12 protein-coding genes and 5 pseudogenes are annotated in these 17,024 nt (G+C 41.4%); 10 read left to right on the top strand and 7 right to left on the bottom strand.

All coding sequences use genetic code 11. The annotated features are described in order from the left end of the window. Positions 1-156: 156 nt before the first annotated feature. Both pta and C3Z13_RS06145 read right to left on the bottom strand, forming a co-directional pair. Positions 157-2,294: pseudogene (gene pta, locus C3Z13_RS06150) on the bottom strand (phosphate acetyltransferase). A 68-nt stretch (positions 2,295-2,362) separates the two neighbouring features. Continuing rightward, positions 2,363-3,565, bottom strand: coding sequence for an acetate kinase (locus C3Z13_RS06145; protein ID WP_103855347.1), 1,203 nt, complete (start codon positions 3,563-3,565; stop codon positions 2,363-2,365). A 252-nt stretch (positions 3,566-3,817) separates the two neighbouring features. On the opposite strand from C3Z13_RS06145, the gene yfbV reads away from it, so the two are divergent. The 5 genes and pseudogenes from yfbV (at position 3,818) to smrB (ending at position 7,654) form a co-directional block, all read left to right on the top strand. Next, complete coding sequence (gene yfbV / locus C3Z13_RS06140) at positions 3,818-4,258, top strand: terminus macrodomain insulation protein YfbV (protein ID WP_103855346.1); 441 nt, start codon at positions 3,818-3,820, stop codon at positions 4,256-4,258. Positions 4,259-4,411: 153 nt separating this feature from the next. Next, positions 4,412-4,912: a CvpA family protein gene (locus C3Z13_RS06135; RefSeq protein ID WP_103855345.1), complete on the top strand. Its 501-nt coding sequence runs from the start codon at positions 4,412-4,414 to the stop codon at positions 4,910-4,912. A gap of 13 nt (positions 4,913-4,925) precedes the next feature. Then, on the top strand, positions 4,926-6,437 hold the full coding sequence (gene purF / locus C3Z13_RS06130; RefSeq protein WP_103855344.1) for an amidophosphoribosyltransferase: 1,512 nt from the start codon (positions 4,926-4,928) through the stop codon (positions 6,435-6,437). Continuing rightward, entirely contained in the window at positions 6,437-7,009 is a 573-nt protein-coding gene (locus C3Z13_RS06125; RefSeq protein WP_103855343.1) for a UbiX family flavin prenyltransferase, read from the top strand. The genes purF and C3Z13_RS06125 overlap by 1 nt, the downstream gene beginning before the upstream one ends. Before the next feature lie 101 nt (positions 7,010-7,110). Continuing rightward, positions 7,111-7,654, top strand: a pseudogene (smrB, locus tag C3Z13_RS06120) (endonuclease SmrB). Here the strand turns inward: smrB and C3Z13_RS06115 are convergent. Further along, positions 7,647-8,488, bottom strand: a pseudogene (locus C3Z13_RS06115) (patatin-like phospholipase family protein); the annotation flags it as partial. The pseudogenes smrB and C3Z13_RS06115 overlap by 8 nt on opposite strands. A gap of 110 nt (positions 8,489-8,598) precedes the next feature. Here C3Z13_RS06115 and truA point away from each other — a divergent pair. The 3 genes from truA to folC all read left to right on the top strand — a co-directional run bounded on the left by truA (position 8,599) and on the right by folC (position 11,715). Further along, positions 8,599-9,390, top strand: a complete 792-nt coding sequence (truA, locus tag C3Z13_RS06110; protein WP_103855342.1) for a tRNA pseudouridine(38-40) synthase TruA — start codon at positions 8,599-8,601, stop codon at positions 9,388-9,390. Positions 9,391-9,464: 74 nt separating this feature from the next. Beyond that, complete coding sequence (accD, locus tag C3Z13_RS06105) at positions 9,465-10,364, top strand: acetyl-CoA carboxylase, carboxyltransferase subunit beta (protein ID WP_103855341.1); 900 nt, start codon at positions 9,465-9,467, stop codon at positions 10,362-10,364. Beyond that, a complete protein-coding gene (folC, locus tag C3Z13_RS06100) occupies positions 10,357-11,715 on the top strand; it encodes a bifunctional tetrahydrofolate synthase/dihydrofolate synthase (protein WP_103855340.1) in 1,359 nt (452 codons plus the stop codon). Before accD ends, folC begins: the two co-directional genes overlap by 8 nt. A gap of 52 nt (positions 11,716-11,767) precedes the next feature. Here folC and C3Z13_RS06095 read toward each other — a convergent pair. Further along, positions 11,768-12,771, bottom strand: a pseudogene (locus C3Z13_RS06095) (ornithine carbamoyltransferase). A 78-nt stretch (positions 12,772-12,849) separates the two neighbouring features. Here C3Z13_RS06095 and C3Z13_RS06090 point away from each other — a divergent pair. Further along, complete coding sequence (locus C3Z13_RS06090) at positions 12,850-13,017, top strand: YoaH family protein (RefSeq protein ID WP_103852880.1); 168 nt, start codon at positions 12,850-12,852, stop codon at positions 13,015-13,017. A gap of 238 nt (positions 13,018-13,255) precedes the next feature. Next, a complete protein-coding gene (gene cspD / locus C3Z13_RS06085; RefSeq protein ID WP_103852945.1) occupies positions 13,256-13,465 on the top strand; it encodes a cold shock domain-containing protein CspD in 210 nt (69 codons plus the stop codon). An 80-nt stretch (positions 13,466-13,545) separates the two neighbouring features. Here cspD and yccS read toward each other — a convergent pair. The 3 genes and pseudogenes from yccS to C3Z13_RS06070 form a co-directional block, all read right to left on the bottom strand. Next, positions 13,546-15,695 (bottom strand): annotated as a pseudogene (yccS, locus tag C3Z13_RS06080) (YccS family putative transporter). Positions 15,696-15,729: 34 nt separating this feature from the next. Further along, entirely contained in the window at positions 15,730-16,188 is a 459-nt protein-coding gene (gene mgsA, locus C3Z13_RS06075) for a methylglyoxal synthase (RefSeq protein WP_103855339.1), read from the bottom strand. A gap of 62 nt (positions 16,189-16,250) precedes the next feature. Beyond that, positions 16,251-16,910 carry a curli polymerization inhibitor CsgI-related protein gene (locus tag C3Z13_RS06070; protein ID WP_103855338.1) on the bottom strand — a complete coding sequence of 220 codons (660 nt, stop codon included), beginning with the start codon at positions 16,908-16,910 and terminating at the stop codon, positions 16,251-16,253. Positions 16,911-17,024: the final 114 nt, after the last annotated feature.

Below are 17,024 nucleotides of genomic sequence, written 5' to 3'. Positions count from 1 at the left end.
TTTGTAAGTGGTGAATTTTATAGCTTAATGCGGTGATTTTGTCATCATTATGCATTTTTTCATAGAAAATTTTGATGTAAAAAAATCTGCGCTTAACCGCTATTTTTAAGGGAAAAGCGCAGATTTAAAGTGCGGTCGGTTTTTTCTGAATTTTTGTTATTGTGTTGCTTGGATTGCTGTTAATGCAATGGTGTACACAATATCATCGACTAATGCACCGCGAGAAAGGTCGTTCACTGGCTTACGCATACCTTGTAGCATAGGGCCAATAGAAACGAGATCCGCAGAGCGTTGTACCGCTTTATAAGTGGTGTTACCTGTATTCAGATCTGGGAACACGAATACGGTGGCTTTACCTGCAACTGGTGAATTTGGCGCTTTAGAACGTGCCACATCTTCCATAATTGCCGCATCATATTGTAATGGGCCGTCAATGATAAGATCTGGGCGTTTTTCTTGCGCAAGGCGCGTTGCTTCTTTCACTTTTTCAACGTCCGCACCGCTACCTGATGTACCCGTAGAGTAGGAAATCATTGCCACTTTCGGATCAATACCAAAGGCTTTCGCAGAATCTGCCGATTGAATTGCGATTTCTGCAAGCTGTTCTGCTGTTGGATCTGGGTTTACCGCGCAGTCACCATAAACAAGCACTTGATCTGGCAATAACATAAAGAAGATAGAAGAAACAATGGAGTTACCCGGTGCTGTTTTGATAATTTGCATTGGCGGACGAATGGTGTTCGCCGTGGTGTGAACCGCACCTGAAACCAAGCCATCAACTTCGTTGGCTTCTAACATCATTGTGCCAAGTACCACGGCGTCTTCTAGTTGCTCACGGGCAAGCGCTTCGGTCATACCTTTGTTTTTACGCAGTTCGACTAAACGTGCCACATAGTTTTCACGCACGCTTGCTGGATCAATAATAGTGATGCCTTTGCCTAATTGTACGCCCTGCGCTTCTGCCACACGTTGAACATCAGCAGGGTTAGCTAAAAGCACACATTCTGCAATACCACGTTCTGCACAAAGAGCGGCAGCTTTGATCGTACGCGGCTCGTCTCCTTCAGGCAACACAATGCGTTTTTTCGCTTGGCGTGCTAATTCGGTTAATTGGAAACGGAACGCTGGTGGTGATAAACGACGTTGGCGAGAAGATTCTTCCACGATTGAATTAACAAAGTTTGTATCAAATTGCTGGCTAGTATATTGTTTAATGCTTTCAATACGCTCTTTATCATCGACTGGCACTTCAAGGTTGAAGCTTTGTAATGCAAGGGCAGTTTGCCAAGTGTTGCCTTCAATACGGAAAATTGGTAACCCTGAGCTTTCAAATGTTGGTTGGCAAAGTTTCTTGATTTGATTATCGATTTTGTAGCCACCTGTAAGTAGAAGGCCACCTAATTCAACGCCATTACTTGCCGCTAGTGCGGATGCAACCAATACATCAGGGCGATCTGCCGAAGTAACAAGTAAGCTACCGTTGCGGAAGTGTTCCACCATATTTGGCAAGCTTCTTGCACAGAACGTAATGCTACGAATACGGCGTGTTTGAATATCGCCTTCATTGATAATCGCTGCGCCTAAGTGTTTAACCAAATCAATCACACGAGTTGCGATAAGTTCTGCATTCCAAGGAATACAAGCAAGCACTTTGATTGGGCTTTTTTCAAATAATTTATACACTTCAGCCACGTTGCTATGGCTATGTTGATAAGCGTCAAAAATCTCACTTAAATCAGGACGAGTGCGGCCAGATTCATCAATTGGTGCGTTGAATTTGTTAATTACCACACCGAGTAAGTTTTTGTTATTTTTACCACCAAATTGTGAAGCCGCTGCTTCTACACGCTCTTTAAGTTGAGCTGGGGTTTCTGTTGAAGGCGCAGCAACAAGAATGATTTCTGCATCTAAAGCTTGAGCAATTTCATAGTTAATGCTGTTAGCATAGCTATGTTTACGTGTTGGGATTAAGCCCTCAACAATGATAATCTCATTATTTTTGGTGAGCTGTTGGTGATTTTCAACAATTTTTTCTAATAGAACATCAGATTGATTTTGCCCGATTAAACTTTCTGCGACATAAGCATAAATGGCTCAGCGGTTTCAATAGAAGTGCTGGTGCGAACGATAGAAGTGCTGCGGTCAAGTTTATCTTCACCAGTATTGGGCTGTGAAATTGGCTTCATAAAGCCGATTTTTGCCCCTTTTTCTTCAAGGGCACGAATTAAACCAAGGCTAACACTGGTTAAACCAACGCCAGCACTTACAGGAATAAGAATAATTGTGCGAGACATAATAAACCTTTAGGTTAAGTGATTAAAAAGAAACTGCCGAAGTGCTCGGCAGTCTGTTTATTGCAAAATTAGATGCAAAGTTTTGCAGTATCTTGGGCAATCACCAATTCTTCGTTAGTTGGGATAACCATTGCCACAGGGGTGTTATCTGCGGTGATCACGCCTTCGTTACCAAAGCGTGCTGCAAGGTTTTTGTCGTTATCTAGTTTATAGCCGAAGAGTTTTAAATGCTCTAAGGTTTTTTCACGAACAAGTCCTGAGTTTTCACCAATACCACCCGTAAACACGATAGCGTCTAAACGCTCACCGATAACCGCCATATATGAACCGATATATTTCGCTAAACGGTAGCAGAATACATCTAATGCACGTTTTGCTGCGGCTTCTGCATCATAGTTATCTTCTGCATAACGACAGTCGCTGGTTACTTCTGTTAAACCTAATAAACCTGATTTTTTGGTTAATAGGGTGTTGATTTCTTCAACGCTCATACCTAGGTTATCGTGTAGGTAGAAAATGATTGCTGGGTCTAAATCACCAGAACGTGTACCCATCACTAAGCCTTCTAATGGGGTTAAGCCCATTGATGTATCAATACATTTACCGTGACGAACGGCAGCTACTGATGCACCGTTACCTAAGTGACAAGTGATCACATTTACTTGATCCGCAGGCACATTTAAACGCTCAGCCGCTTGTTGGCTTACATAGAAATGGCTTGTACCGTGCGCACCGTAGCGGCGAACACCGTGATCTTTATATAAAGAATAAGGAATAGCGTATAAGAACGCTTCTTCAGGCATTGTGGTATGGAATGCTGTATCAAACACCGCCACGTTTTTATCTTTTAAGTGCGGGAACATTTTGAACGCTTCTTCAATACCGATTAAGTGCGCAGGGTTGTGTAATGGCGCAAATTGGATCGCGTCTTTAATCCCTTGAATAACTTCATCATTGATGATTACAGAAGAAGTGAATTTCTCACCACCGTGAACAATACGGTGACCAATTGCCACAATCTTATCTTTTAATGATGGATCTAATGGGAAAATATTGTTCACAATAAATGCAAGCGCTTCGCTATGTGCCGCACCAGCACCTAATTCCGCATTGCCTTTTTCACCGTGCAATTTCCATTTGATACGCGCATCTGGCAGGTGGAAAGCTTCTGCAAGACCAGATAATTTTTCTTCACCTGTTACAGGGTCTAAAATAGAAAATTTAAGTGATGAACTACCGCAGTTCAGTACGAGAACTAATTTTTGAGACATAAGTAACCTATTTTTAATTAAGTTAAAAGGATTCCGTCTAAATAGCCTAAACGGAGCGACATTTATAAAGCCGTTAAACTTATATAGGATACACCTTTCAACAGATAAAATAAATTCTCAAGCGAGAAAAAATACGATTTTTATCAAAAAAATGATTAAAAATTAAAATATTTTTATAAAGAATTAAGCGAGAAGTCCGAAACCGAGATCGGCTATAATGGGAATATGACAACCATAAACAAAGGAAAAACAATGAATTTTTTCACCGCACTTAAACAAGGACAGATTTATTTAAACACTTGGCCGTTAATCCCTAAACTTGGAATGATTTTCCCTGAAAACCGTGTGATTAAAGCGACAAAATTTGCACAGAAGCTAATGCCGTTTCTCGCTGTGTTCGCTTTAGTTTGGCAACAGATTTATGCCAAAGGGGAGATAATGGCATTTGCCGCCGCGATTTTAACCGCACTTTTTGCCTTGTGCTTACCCTTGCAAGGATTATATTGGCTAGGCAAGCGGGCTAGCTCTCCATTGCCAGCGAAAAGTGCGGTGCAATTTTCAGCCCTTTTTTCACAATTAGAAAAAGCGGGTTGTGTGCTTGCTAAAGTCGATCAGCCAACTTATCAAGATTTAGCCCAATTATTAAACAAAGCCCAGAAGCATTTACCTGCCGATTTTTGGCAATCTCTGTGATGGTGTGTGTTGATCCCCTTGAGGGCGGGTGATATAGTACGCCACTTTTTAACCCTTAGGATAAAAAACTGCAAATAATGCTACGCAAACGTTTTCGTTTTTTGCTAGAATACGGCGGTCATAAATATCCTATATTTTGTAGAGATTATTTTCGTGAACAATTATTTAGATTTTATCATTATCGGAATTATTGCGTTTTCTATTATTATCAGCCTTTTGCGTGGTTTCGTGCGTGAGGTGATGTCCCTTGCAAGCTGGGTCGTTGCCTTTCTGGTGGCAAATCATTTTTATCCCTATGTCGCCAACTTTTTAACTCAAATTGAATCAGGATATATTCGTAACGGCGCCGCCATTGCCATCTTATTTATTGCCACCTTAATTATTGGCGCAATTGTGAATTATTTAGTTAGCCAACTGGTAGATAAAACAGGTTTATCAGGCACTGATCGCGTTTTAGGTGGCTGTTTCGGTTTATTGCGTGGCGTGCTAATTGTCGCTGCCTTATTATTTTTCGTAGATACCTTTACCAACTTTAGCCAAAGTGAAGTGTGGAAAGAATCAAAATTAATCCCGCACTTTGGTTTTATTGTGGAATGGTTCTTCCAAAAAATTCAGGAAAATTCCAGTTTATTAAACTCAACATTAACTCAATAGGGGATAACACGAAATGTGTGGTATTGTCGGTATTATCGGTCAAAGTCCAGTAAACCAAGCTATTTATGATGGCTTAACCGTGTTGCAACATCGCGGGCAAGATGCCGCAGGAATTGTAACCATTGACGATGAAAATCGTTTTCGCTTACGCAAAGCCAATGGGCTGGTGAGCGATGTTTTCCAACAAGTGCATATGTTGCGTTTGCAAGGCAATGCAGGGATTGGACACGTTCGTTATCCGACAGCGGGAAGTTCAAGCGTTTCAGAGGCTCAGCCCTTTTATGTCAATTCGCCTTATGGCTTAACCTTAGTGCATAATGGCAATTTAACCAATTCGGAACAGCTGAAGAAAACCTTATTTGAACGGGCGAGAAGGCACGTTAATACCAATTCAGATTCTGAAGTGCTACTTAATATTCTCGCTTACCACCTCGACCACATTTACACCCAACACCTTTCCGCCGAAGACATTTTCCACGCCATTAAAGCTACGAATAATGACATTCGTGGGGCTTATGCTTGCATCGCAATGATTATCGGACACGGAATGGTGGCTTTTCGCGACCCGAATGGTATTCGCCCATTGGTGCTAGGCAAACGTGAGGAAAAAGGCAAAACAGAATATATGTTTGCCTCTGAAAGCGTGGCATTAGATGTGGTGGGATTTGAATTTGTGCGTGATGTTCAGCCGGGCGAAGCGGTGTATATCACCTTTGACGGCAAACTTTATGCCCAGCAATGTGCAGACAATCCAAAGCTCAACCCTTGTATTTTTGAATATGTTTATTTTGCCCGCCCAGATTCTTACATTGACGGCGTATCCGTTTATGGAGCAAGAGTACATATGGGGGAACGTCTAGGGGAAAAAATCGCCCGTGAATGGCAAGATCTAGACATTGATGTGGTGATCCCCGTGCCTGAAACTTCTAATGATATTGCCTTACGCATAGCCCATATTTTAAACAAACCTTATCGTCAAGGTTTTGTGAAAAATCGCTATGTGGGTCGCACTTTCATTATGCCGGGGCAAACGCAGCGCGTAAGTGCAGTACGCCGCAAACTGAATACCATTTCTTCTGAGTTTAAAGGCAAAAATGTGCTATTAGTGGACGATTCCATTGTACGCGGTACCACCTCAGAGCAAATTGTAGATATGGCGCGCGCTGCAGGGGCGAAAAAAATCTATTTTGCCTCAGCAGCACCAGAAATTCGTTATCCAAATGTGTACGGCATTGATATGCCAACAAAACACGAACTCATTGCTTATGGACGAGAAGTGGACGAAATTGCCAAACTCATTGGCGTGGATAAATTGATTTTCCAAGATCTTGATGCGCTTACTCAATCTGTTCAGCAAGAAAATCCTGCGATTAAAGATTTTGATTGCTCAGTGTTCACTGGAAAATATGTTACAGGGGACATTACGCCAGAATATCTTGATCATATCGCTGATTTACGCAATGATAGTGCCAAGAAAAAGCGTGAGAAAGACGCGACCAATCTTGAAATGCACAACGAGAGCTAATGAGCAAACAACGTTTAATTATTGCCATCACAGGCGCTTCAGGGGCGATTTATGCGATACGTTTATTGGACGTATTGAAAAACGTCCCTGATCTTGAAACCCACTTAATTATCAGCAACGCCGCCAAACAAACCTTGGGCGCAGAAACGGATTACAGCGTTCAACAAGTGCGCGCCTTGGCGGATCAGACCTACGATGTACGCGATATTGGCGCAGCAATTTCTTCAGGATCTTACCGCACTTTGGGAATGGTGATTCTGCCTTGTTCAATCAAAACTTTATCAGGCATTGCGCACAGTTACACTGATGATCTCATCACCCGTGCCGCTGACGTGTGTTTAAAAGAGCGCAAACCGCTTTTTCTTTGCGTACGCGAAACCCCGCTACATTTAGGCCATTTACGTTTAATGACGCAAGCGGCTGAAATTGGCGCAACCATAATGCCTCTAATGCCCGCCTTTTACCATCGCCCTGAAAGCATTGATGATATTATTAACCAAAGCATTAACCGCCTATGCGATCAATTTGGCATTGAGCTAGAGCAGGATTTATTCCAACGCTGGGGGGAGTAGAAATTCAATCAAATGTAAAGCGATTCTATCGTAATGAAATAATGAAACTAGTTCTATGATAGAATTGTAGGTATTGTGGAACTAAGTTTATAGTAATAAATATGCTAAACGATGAAGATATGGCATTGTTTCGTGATGCGGTGCGAGGGGCTACGCCTTTAAAGCAAAATGAATTTGTGCCAGGTTATAGAAAAATAAGCAAAAACAAGAGCAGCGTGAGCAACGTGAAAGGGAAGATACCTTGTTCTTTTTTTCTGACGAATATGAGCCTTTGTTGAATGAAGAGGGGGCGGTGAAATATTTGCGCGAGGGGGAGGATTCCTATCTGCTTAAGCAATTACGCCGTGGTGATTTTTCTCCAGAGCTTGTTTTTGGATTTGCACGGTTTAACCCGAGAGAAAGCGAAATTAGAGCTGGCGGCGCTAATTCAAGCTTGTGAAAAAAGAGCATATCTATTGTGCAAGCATTATGACAGGCTATGGAACTTATACGTTGAAACGCCAAATCCCTCGTTGGCTTGTGCAGCACCCCCGTGTTCGAGCCTTACATCAAGCACCAAAAGAATGGGGCGGGGAAGCAGCAATTTTAATTTTTGCTTTGATGTGTAGCGTTCTTCTAGCAAGAACGATGTTTTTATTTTTTTAAGATAGCTTTTAAGACTATCCATTTGTTTTTCTGCTTCATTTAGCCCTAATTCATACATCGCCTGAATTTTTCGCGGATCTTTTTCTCAATACGTTTGATATGCAGATCTTGCGGTGGACGAATGACGAAAATTTTTCCTTCCTGTTCTAGCTTAATAATTTTCTCGATTTGTTGATTATAGTCTTCCGCACGTTGAATAAGCTTTTCGGCAAGGCGGGGATATTTGCGATAGAACCAATTAATCAGCCATTTTGCTGAAGGTTTTTTGCGATAATCTAAAGTGCGGGTCAAAATAACGATAATTTTTTCGTAACCTAAGTGTTGACAAAAATTCAATGGAATACTGTCGGCAATCCCTCCATCTAAATATTTTTTACCATTAATTTCAACATATTGCGAAACAAAAGGCATTGCAGAAGTGGCGCGTAAGGTTTCCATCTGGGCAAAAGGATCGGTGATTTTTACATATTCTGCTTCCCCCGTTTCAATATTGGTGAGCGTGGTGTAGAAATCTGTATTGGCTTGTTTGAAAGTTTCGTTATCAAAGGGATCAAGGGTGAACGGCACTTGATAAAAAGCGAAATCCTTATTCACAATATTGCCCGTGGTAAATAGACTAGTAAAGCCGAGATAGCGTTTATCATTCAAGTATTTTAGGTTATAACGAATGACACGCCCTGCTTGTTTAGAAGGATAATTCACACCAAATAGCGCACCAGCCGATACGCTCACAATGCCGTCAATATGCACATTTTCTTTAAGAAATACATCAAGCACGCCAGCGCTGAACATTCCGCGCATTGCACCACCTTCTAACACTAATCCAACTTTCATCATCACACCCTTTGAAATTCAAAGGCTAGATGATAACCCTTGGTTAGGGTTCATCAAGCAATAAATTTACTTTATAATGCCAGCCCATTAGATGAAATTAGGGTAGAAAAATGAAAATTGCGCTTGGCATTGAATATAACGGCAAGCATTATTTTGGCTGGCAACGGCAGGAGAGTGTTGCCAGCGTGCAAGAGCGGTTGGAAAAAGCCATTTCTTTTGTGGCGAATGAAGATTGTCAAATTTTCTGTGCGGGGCGGACGGATTCTGGCGTACACGCGACAGGGCAGGTGGTGCATTTTGAAACCAATGCGGTGCGTGCAGAAACGGCGTGGAGCTTTGGGGTGAATGCCAATTTGCCCGATGATATTGCAGTATCTTGGGCAAAGCAGGTTGATGAGGATTTTCACGCACGTTTTAGCGCTACTGCGCGCCGTTACCGCTATGTAATTTATAACAATAAATTGCGCTCGGCGATTTTGCCAGAAGGGGTTACTCATTATCATCAGCCGTTAGATCACGCATTAATGCACCAAGCAGGGCAGGCGTTATTGGGGGAAAATGATTTTTCTTCTTTTCGTGCGGCACAATGTCAATCCAATACACCGTGGCGAAATGTGCATCATTTGAACGTGATTAGACAAGGAAAATACATTATTGTGGATATTCAAGCCAATGCCTTTGTTCATCATATGGTGCGAAATATTGTAGGCAGCTTAATGGAAGTGGGGGCTGGGCGCCAGCCTGTGGAATGGATAAGCTGGCTGCTTGCACAAAAAGATCGTAAGTTGGCAGCACCCACCGCCAAACCAGAAGGGCTTTATTTAGTGCAAGTGCATTATCCTGAACAATTTGCCATTCCGCAAAATGCACTTGGGCCACTTTATTTGTCCGATCAGTTATAGCGTTTAAAAGCTAGAATCTTGGTGCAAATTATGGTGTAATAAGCAGAATTTTTTATGAATAAGAAAGGGTTAAAATGAGCTGGATTGATCGAATTTTTAGTAAGAATACGGCATCAAACACACGCAAGGCCAACGTGCCAGAAGGCGTTTGGACAAAATGTACTTCTTGCGGACAAGTATTATATCGTGATGAATTAACGCGTAATTTAGAAGTTTGTCCAAAATGCGGACATCATATGCGTATTGATGCGCGTACACGGTTATTGGCTTTATTAGATAAAGAAAGTGCGGTGGAAATTGCTGCAGATCTTGAGCCAAAAGACATCTTAAAATTCAAAGACTTAAAAAAATATAAAGATCGTTTAACCGCAGCTCAAAAAGAAACGGGCGAAAAAGATGCGTTAATCGCAATGGCAGGTACATTATATGGAATGCCTGTGGTTGCTGCGGCGTCTAACTTTAGTTTTATGGGCGGTTCAATGGGCGCTGTAGTCGGGGCAAAATTTGTTAAAGCAGCGGAAAAAGCCATTGAAGACAATTGTCCTTTTGTCTGTTTTTCAGCCAGTGGTGGCGCACGTATGCAAGAAGCATTGATTTCGTTAATGCAAATGGCAAAAACCAGTGCAGTTTTGGCAAGAATGCGTGAAAGAGGCGTGCCGTTTATTTCGGTGTTGACCGATCCAACATTAGGTGGCGTTTCAGCCAGTTTCGCAATGCTTGGTGATATTAATATTGCCGAGCCAAAAGCCTTAATTGGCTTTGCTGGCCCACGCGTGATTGAGCAAACCGTGCGTGAAAAACTGCCAGAAGGTTTCCAGCGCAGTGAGTTCTTATTAGAAAAAGGGGCGATTGATATGATCGTAAAACGCGGTGATATGCGTGAAACCCTTGCGAGCTTGTTAAGCAAACTTTCTAATAAGCCTTCTCCTTTTGTGCAAGCTGAGTTAGTAGAAAATCTCCCTGAGAATGAATAATCTTAAATCTTCTTTAACAGCCACTTCGCCTTTGTCGCAGTGGCTTTCTTATTTGGAACAAAGCCATTTTAAAGCCATCGATTTAGGTCTTGAGCGCATTAAATCAGTGGCAGAACAGCTTGACTTGCTCAAGCCCGCGCCTTTTGTGATCACCGTTGGTGGGACAAATGGCAAAGGCACAACCTGTCGCTTGTTGGAGCAGATCTTGCTCAATGCCGGTTATCGCGTGGGCGTGTATTGTTCCCCTCATTTAATTCGCTATAACGAACGTGTTCGCATTCAAAATCAAGAATTGCCCGATGCGCAACATAGTGCCTCTTTTGCTTTTATTGAGCAGAACAAAACCCAATCTTTGACCTATTTTGAATACAGCACCTTATCGGCGTTGTATTTGTTTAAACAGGCTAAGCTTGATGTGGTGATTTTGGAAGTGGGGCTAGGTGGACGCTTAGATGCCACCAATATTGTGGATAGCGATATTGCGGTGATTACCAGCATTGATATTGATCACACGGATTTTCTTGGTGATACCCGTGAGCAAATTGCCTTTGAGAAAGCAGGGATTTTCCGAGCGAATAAACCGGCCATTATTGGCGAGCCTGATGTGCCGAATACAATGCTAGAACACGCGCAAAAGCTGCATTGTCAGCTCAGTCGCCGTGGAGTAGAGTGGACATTCAGCCAAACCGCTCAAAGCTGGCAATGGCAAAGCGAACACAGTCAGAATGGCGAAAATGAAAGCAAAAAAGTGCGGTTAGAAAATCTGCCTTTTCCACATATTCCCCTAGCCAATGCGGCTACGGCTTTAGCGGTGTTGCCTTATTTTCCGTTTAACATTGCAGAACAGCCTATTCGTGACGCACTGCAAAACGTCCAACTTACAGGACGTTTCCAGCCGTTAGATAGCCTGCAACGACAGCGTTTAAGTGAACTGTTACATTGTAACGAAAAAGCCTTACCACAAGTGATTATTGACGTAGGGCATAATCCACACGCCGCAAAATATTTGGCAGAAAAACTCACCGCACTTAAACAACCGACACAACGTATTCTGGCGGTTTGTGGTATTTTGAAAGATAAAGATACCCAAGGTGTGCTTTCTCCACTGCTTGATGTGATTGATGAATGGCATTGTATTAGCTTGTCTGGCTATCGTGGACAACGTGGTGAAGAATTGTTAGCCGAACTGCAAGCGCTGGCGTTATTACGAAATAAAATGCTTAAAGCAAGTTCATTTTCCTCAATGGAGCAAGCACTACAAAGTGCAGTGCAAAATTCGCGAGAAAATGATGTCCTGCTCGTTTTTGGTTCGTTTTATACCGTAGGGCAGTTGTTGGAATTATTAGCATAAAAATGCCCGACTAAGGGCATTTTTTGTGGCAATTATAATATCAATGAAGTTGTTATGCCAAAGACGCCACCATTACCGCTTTAATGGTGTGCATACGGTTTTCTGCTTGGTCAAAGGCGATGTTCATTGGTGATTCAAATACGTCTTCCGTGACTTCAATACCGTTTGCTAAGTGCGGGTATTTTTCAGCAATTTTTTGCCGATTTCGGTTTCGCAATTATGGAAAGCAGGCAGGCAGTGCATAAACTTCACTTTAGGATTGCCGCTGCGTTGCATTAGAGCAGGGGTTACTTGATAAGGCAACAGTAAATCAATGCGTTCGCCCCAGCTTTCAAGCGGTTCGCCCATTGATACCCAAACGTCTGTATGCACGAAATCAACGCCTTTCACGGCAAGATCCACATCTTCTGTAATGGTGATTTTCGCCCCTGTTTGTTGCGCAAATTCTTGACACATTGCCACTAATTCCGCTTCTGGCTGCAAGGCTTTTGGCGCGCAAATGCGAACGTCCATTCCTAATTTTGCCCCGATTAATAATAATGAATTGCCCATATTATTGCGTGCATCACCAATATACACATAGCTAATTTCTGACAACGGTTTGTCGCAATGTTCCATCATTGTAAGCACATCTGCCAGCATTTGAGTTGGGTGGAATTCATCAGTTAAGCCGTTAAAAACGGGAACACCGGCATATTCGGCGAGTTCATTGACCACCGCTTGTTTAAAGCCGCGATATTCAATGGCATCATACATTCTTCCAAGTACGCGTGCGGTGTCTTTCATGCTTTCTTTATGTCCAATTTGGGAAGAATTAGGATCAATATAAGTAACATTTGCCCCTTGATCATAGGCCGCCACTTCAAAGGCGCAACGCGTGCGGGTGGAGGTTTTTTCAAAAATTAAAGCGATGTTTTTGCCCTTTAATTTAGGTTGTTCTGTTCCTGCATATTTGGCGCGTTTCAAGTCTTTGGCAAGTTGCAGCAAAAACTTAATTTCTTCTGGCGTGTGGTGCATAAGACTAAGTAAATGGCGATTTTTTAAATTGAAAGGCATAATAGTTTCCTCTTATGTTGTGTTTGCAAATTTTGTTGGTATATTACTGATTTCTTTTCAGTGAATAAAGGTAAAAATATGTTAGATCAAGCATTATTAAGTTTAACCCACGAACAACAGCAAGAAGCAGTGGAAAAAATTCAGGCATTAATGGAGCAAGGCGTAAGCAGCGGTGAAGCCATTGCTATGGTAGCAAAAGCATTGCGTGAACAACATCAACAAAATGCAGAAAATCATTCACGTTAAGTAATAATTTCATAGCTAAATAAAAATTTTGGAGTAATTTTTATTTGCTGAACTGTGTAAGCAACGCATATATAAAGAAATTTTGTGATCTCTGTTTGATTTTAGAAGATTTGTTATTGCGAAAAAGTGAAATTTATTTGAATATTTACTCGAAAAATTAGGGAATAAGGCGAGTGCTTTATTGGTTTGAAAAGTTCTATCTGAGATAGAAAATCCATTTAGAGGTTAAATGTTTATTATGGAAGTTGGTGTTGTTAAATGGTTCAATAACGCAAAAGGGTTTGGATTTATTTCAGCGGAAGGCAATGACGCAGATATTTTTGCGCATTATTCTGTGATTGAAATGGAAGGCTATCGTTCGTTAAAAGCGGGGCAAAAAGTCAATTTTGAAGCTGTACACGGTGATAAAGGCTCTCACGCAACCAAAATTGTCCCAGTAGTAGAATAGACAAAATTATTTCATATCCTTTAAGAATAAGGCAAAGCGAAATGCTTTGCCTTTTCTCTTTTCCTTTGCTTCTTTCTAATTTAGTTCTCTTGTGCAATTTTTCTATTATGAAAAATCACATAAATATGCGGGAGAATTTGGCTGATCATATTCAATTGTTGAATAGGAATGCCCACTTCAGATTGGCTTAGCCTTTCCCCTTGTTGCTCATTGAGCTGTTGTAAGGATTGATGAATATTTTCTTGTAGCTTGTCAAATACAGGCTGAGATAAGGATTCAATATGCTCTAAGGCGTAAATCAATTTCTTCGCAATGGGGTAATATTCTGCCATAAAATCAATATTTTGCTGAATTTGCTTAATGTGTTTGCGATACGCACCAAGGGCGGAAATGTAGCTTAACAAGGAATAATTCAGTTTTAGCATTTCAAAGCCTTCTTGCAAGTGATCTTTATATTTTTCTGGATCACTATTCATATTTGACATCGTGGCGCTAAGTGCGGTGGCATATTCGTGCGCTTTTCGCCGTGCGATGCGATATTGCAAGCTATCGCATTTGCCAAATTGTAACTGGCTGATGATATACAACAAATATTTGCCGTCACTTTGAATGGCTTGATGAATGACTTTGTTGAGCTGTAGATATTTCCAATCTGGCCACAAATAAGACACGGCAACCCACGCAATAAATGAGCCAGCTAAGGTATCAATTAAGCGTGAATAAAGGGCCGAGTGAATATCAATCCCGATAATATTAAAGCTAATTAGCACCTGTAAGGTGATGAAAAAAGTGGAAAAGCTGTAATTATTACTGCGGAAAAAGAAGAACAAGGTACTAGTGGCAACCACCAAGCCCATTTGTAATTCCAGAGTAGGCTGTGCATAAGGCAATAATGAACCAATAATCACCCCTAAAATGGTGCCGACAATACGCTGTTTTAAACGTAATTTAGTGGCGGCATAGTTCGGCTGGCAAACAAAAACCGCGGTGAGCAAAATCCAATAACCACGCGAAAGCTGTAAAAATTCTACGATGGTACAGCAGACAAAAACCACAATAGAAAGTCTTACGGCGTGGCGGAAAAGCTGCGAATCAAAACTTAAATGGCTGCGAATAGTGAGCCAAATGTTTTAAAACCTTTCACATCGCTATCATCGTGAATTTTGACCCAACGGTGGTGTGTTTCAGACGCTTCAGGTGTTTGCCCTAAATGGCGTAATTGCCAATCCACCCCTTGTAAATTATTAATTAAGGTTTTGATCGCCGTGTTTTGCGTATCATCTTGATGAGTTTGCGCATAGTGTTCAAAGGATTGATTTACCCCTGTGATGGCACGTTCTAAGCGAGCATTGTAACTGTAATGGGTGTTTTGTTGCAGACTTTGCGCAAAATCGCGACAAGCCTGTGCCTGTAATTCTAAAAGGCGTTGGATACGGAAAATTAAATCCGTATTCTTAAGTTGTTGAGTTAAAACTTGATAATCAAAATAACTCGAATTGGCACGCTCGTGAATATCTTGCGCGGCAAAATAATAGTTAATCATTTGCGTGGTGCGAGTGTGGCGATATTGCCCACGGATACGATAAAACAGGGCAGTGCGGCACGCATTAAAGGCATTAATAAGCTGGCTATTTTTCATTGCAAGGGTAATTTGCTTGCTTTCTAGTTGATCAATATCATCAGGATCAAAAAACAAGGATTTTGCTTCTAAATATTCCGCCAACGCCACAAAAGATTTCGCCACCGCATCTTGCACGGGGCGGTTTGGGAAAAACAGATAAACCACAATGGCGGTAATGCTATATAGCAATGTGCCTAATAAAATTAATAGGGAATTGAGATACCACAGGGTTTCGGGCTGATAGGTTAGAGTGGTGTAAAGGGCAACCACCAACGTGCCAAAAGAAATGGTGTTGTAACGTTGTCCCACCGCGCCAATCATCGTAAAAATAAAGGTGATGACCGTCATTAACAGAGTGAAAGCAATGCCATTGCCGAGCGTGAGTTGAACGCTAAGGGTGGACACCGAAAAGGCCAGTAGGGTATAAAAAATATTTTTTAACCCAGTTAAGCGGTTATCTAAATCTGCCAAACCACCTGCGATAATGCCGAGTACCAATGGCATACTTTGCTGTGAAATATCCAATAACCACACGGAAAAAGCCGCAATATTGACAGCAATAAAAACAGGAATGGTGGCGATAACCTTTGCGTTCAGCCAGTTATTCATTCTTTGTGTAATCCTTAAAAGGCAAAAATTTTCATTATTTTAACCGCTCTTTTAAATAATTGGCATAATCTGGTACGCGAATTTCCACCTTTTGATTAAATAATTGACTTTGCACCAGAAAATCCGCACTGGCCATATTCATCGCCACAGGAATATTCCACACCGTAGCAATGCGCATTAAGGCTTTGACATCAGGATCGTGTGGCACGGCATTCATTGGATCCCAAAAGAAAATCAGCACATCAATTTTTTGCTCCGCAATTAATGCACCAAGTTGTTGATCGCCGCCCATTGGACCACTTAACAACGGGGTGATGGGTAAATCAGTTTCCGCTTGGATTAAATTGCCTGTTGTGCCAGTGCCATAAAGGATATGGGCAGAAAGTAAAGTGCGGTGCTTTTTACACCAATTTATTAAATCTTGTTTACAGTGATCGTGAGCAACCAAGGCAATATGTTTGCTTTCTGCAAGCTGGCGAGTGGTATTTTGCATTTTTCCTCCAGATAGCAAAAAGTGAGCCTAAAGCCCACTTTTTCTTAATCAATCATTAGCGATTATTTTTGTTTTTTCGCCCAGTTCAAGAAACGTGCTTGCGTTTCTTTGTCGGCTTGTTGGAACCAATATTGTAATTGTTGTTCCACCACATTTTCACCTTGTACGGTAATTTTGCCTTTTTGTGCTTTTGCCGCAGAAGGAAGTGCTGCTGGCATCGCTGTAGTAGCAAAAGATGATACTGAAGCAACCGCCCCTGATGCATTGTACTCAGAAAGATTGTCAATGAGATTTAAGCCAGGTAAGAAACCTTCTTGTTTTAAAAGATCTTGCTTAAATGGCACATTTTTTCCTGAAACAGTTTTTACACTAACAACAGGGTTTTTATTATAAGCTGCGGTTTCACGCTCATCTTCAAGGTGTGGTGCAGAAATAACCACATCTTCTGCTGTACCTTGAAAAGTAACGATGATTGGATTTGATTCAAATAATGTACGGTCAGAACCGCCTGATCTCACCACTTCACTTACACGCACCACAACTTGGTGAGTTTGCGCGTCATTGGCTTTAAAAGAATTGGTTGATTTTAAAAGAGATTTACTTGCTTTTTGTCCGTCAATGGCTAAAAAATCAACATTAGATGAACTGGTTACCATACCGGCAAAACTTGCAGTGCTGGTTAATAAAGCTGCGGTAGCTAATGCAGCAAAACGAAATTTCATATTCGCTCCTTTCATATAAGGGATAATGTTTTATTTTGATTCACTTTAATCATCTAAAGTGTACTTGGCTATGCTATTCTAATTTGGCAAAAATGAAAATAAAAATTTTATTTT

This window comes from Avibacterium endocarditidis (assembly GCF_002921145.1).
Lineage (GTDB): Bacteria > Pseudomonadota > Gammaproteobacteria > Enterobacterales > Pasteurellaceae > Avibacterium > Avibacterium endocarditidis.
The sequence above is the reverse complement of the archived record's forward strand: the minus strand, read 5'-3'. Positions and strand labels throughout refer to the sequence as shown.

Excerpts from the sequence above, each read along its gene's own strand:
- C3Z13_RS06145 (WP_103855347.1), bottom strand. The coding sequence starts at position 3,565 with ATGTCTCAAAAATTAGTTCTCGTACTGAACTGCGGTAGTTCATCACTT.
- yfbV (WP_103855346.1), top strand. The coding sequence starts at position 3,818 with ATGAATTTTTTCACCGCACTTAAACAAGGACAGATTTATTTAAACACT.
- purF (WP_103855344.1), top strand. The coding sequence starts at position 4,926 with ATGTGTGGTATTGTCGGTATTATCGGTCAAAGTCCAGTAAACCAAGCT.
- C3Z13_RS06125 (WP_103855343.1), top strand. The coding sequence starts at position 6,437 with ATGAGCAAACAACGTTTAATTATTGCCATCACAGGCGCTTCAGGGGCG.
- truA (WP_103855342.1), top strand. The coding sequence starts at position 8,599 with ATGAAAATTGCGCTTGGCATTGAATATAACGGCAAGCATTATTTTGGC.
- accD (WP_103855341.1), top strand. The coding sequence starts at position 9,465 with ATGAGCTGGATTGATCGAATTTTTAGTAAGAATACGGCATCAAACACA.
- folC (WP_103855340.1), top strand. The coding sequence starts at position 10,357 with ATGAATAATCTTAAATCTTCTTTAACAGCCACTTCGCCTTTGTCGCAG.
- C3Z13_RS06090 (WP_103852880.1), top strand. The coding sequence starts at position 12,850 with ATGTTAGATCAAGCATTATTAAGTTTAACCCACGAACAACAGCAAGAA.
- cspD (WP_103852945.1), top strand. The coding sequence starts at position 13,256 with ATGGAAGTTGGTGTTGTTAAATGGTTCAATAACGCAAAAGGGTTTGGA.
- mgsA (WP_103855339.1), bottom strand. The coding sequence starts at position 16,188 with ATGCAAAATACCACTCGCCAGCTTGCAGAAAGCAAACATATTGCCTTG.
- C3Z13_RS06070 (WP_103855338.1), bottom strand. The coding sequence starts at position 16,910 with ATGAAATTTCGTTTTGCTGCATTAGCTACCGCAGCTTTATTAACCAGC.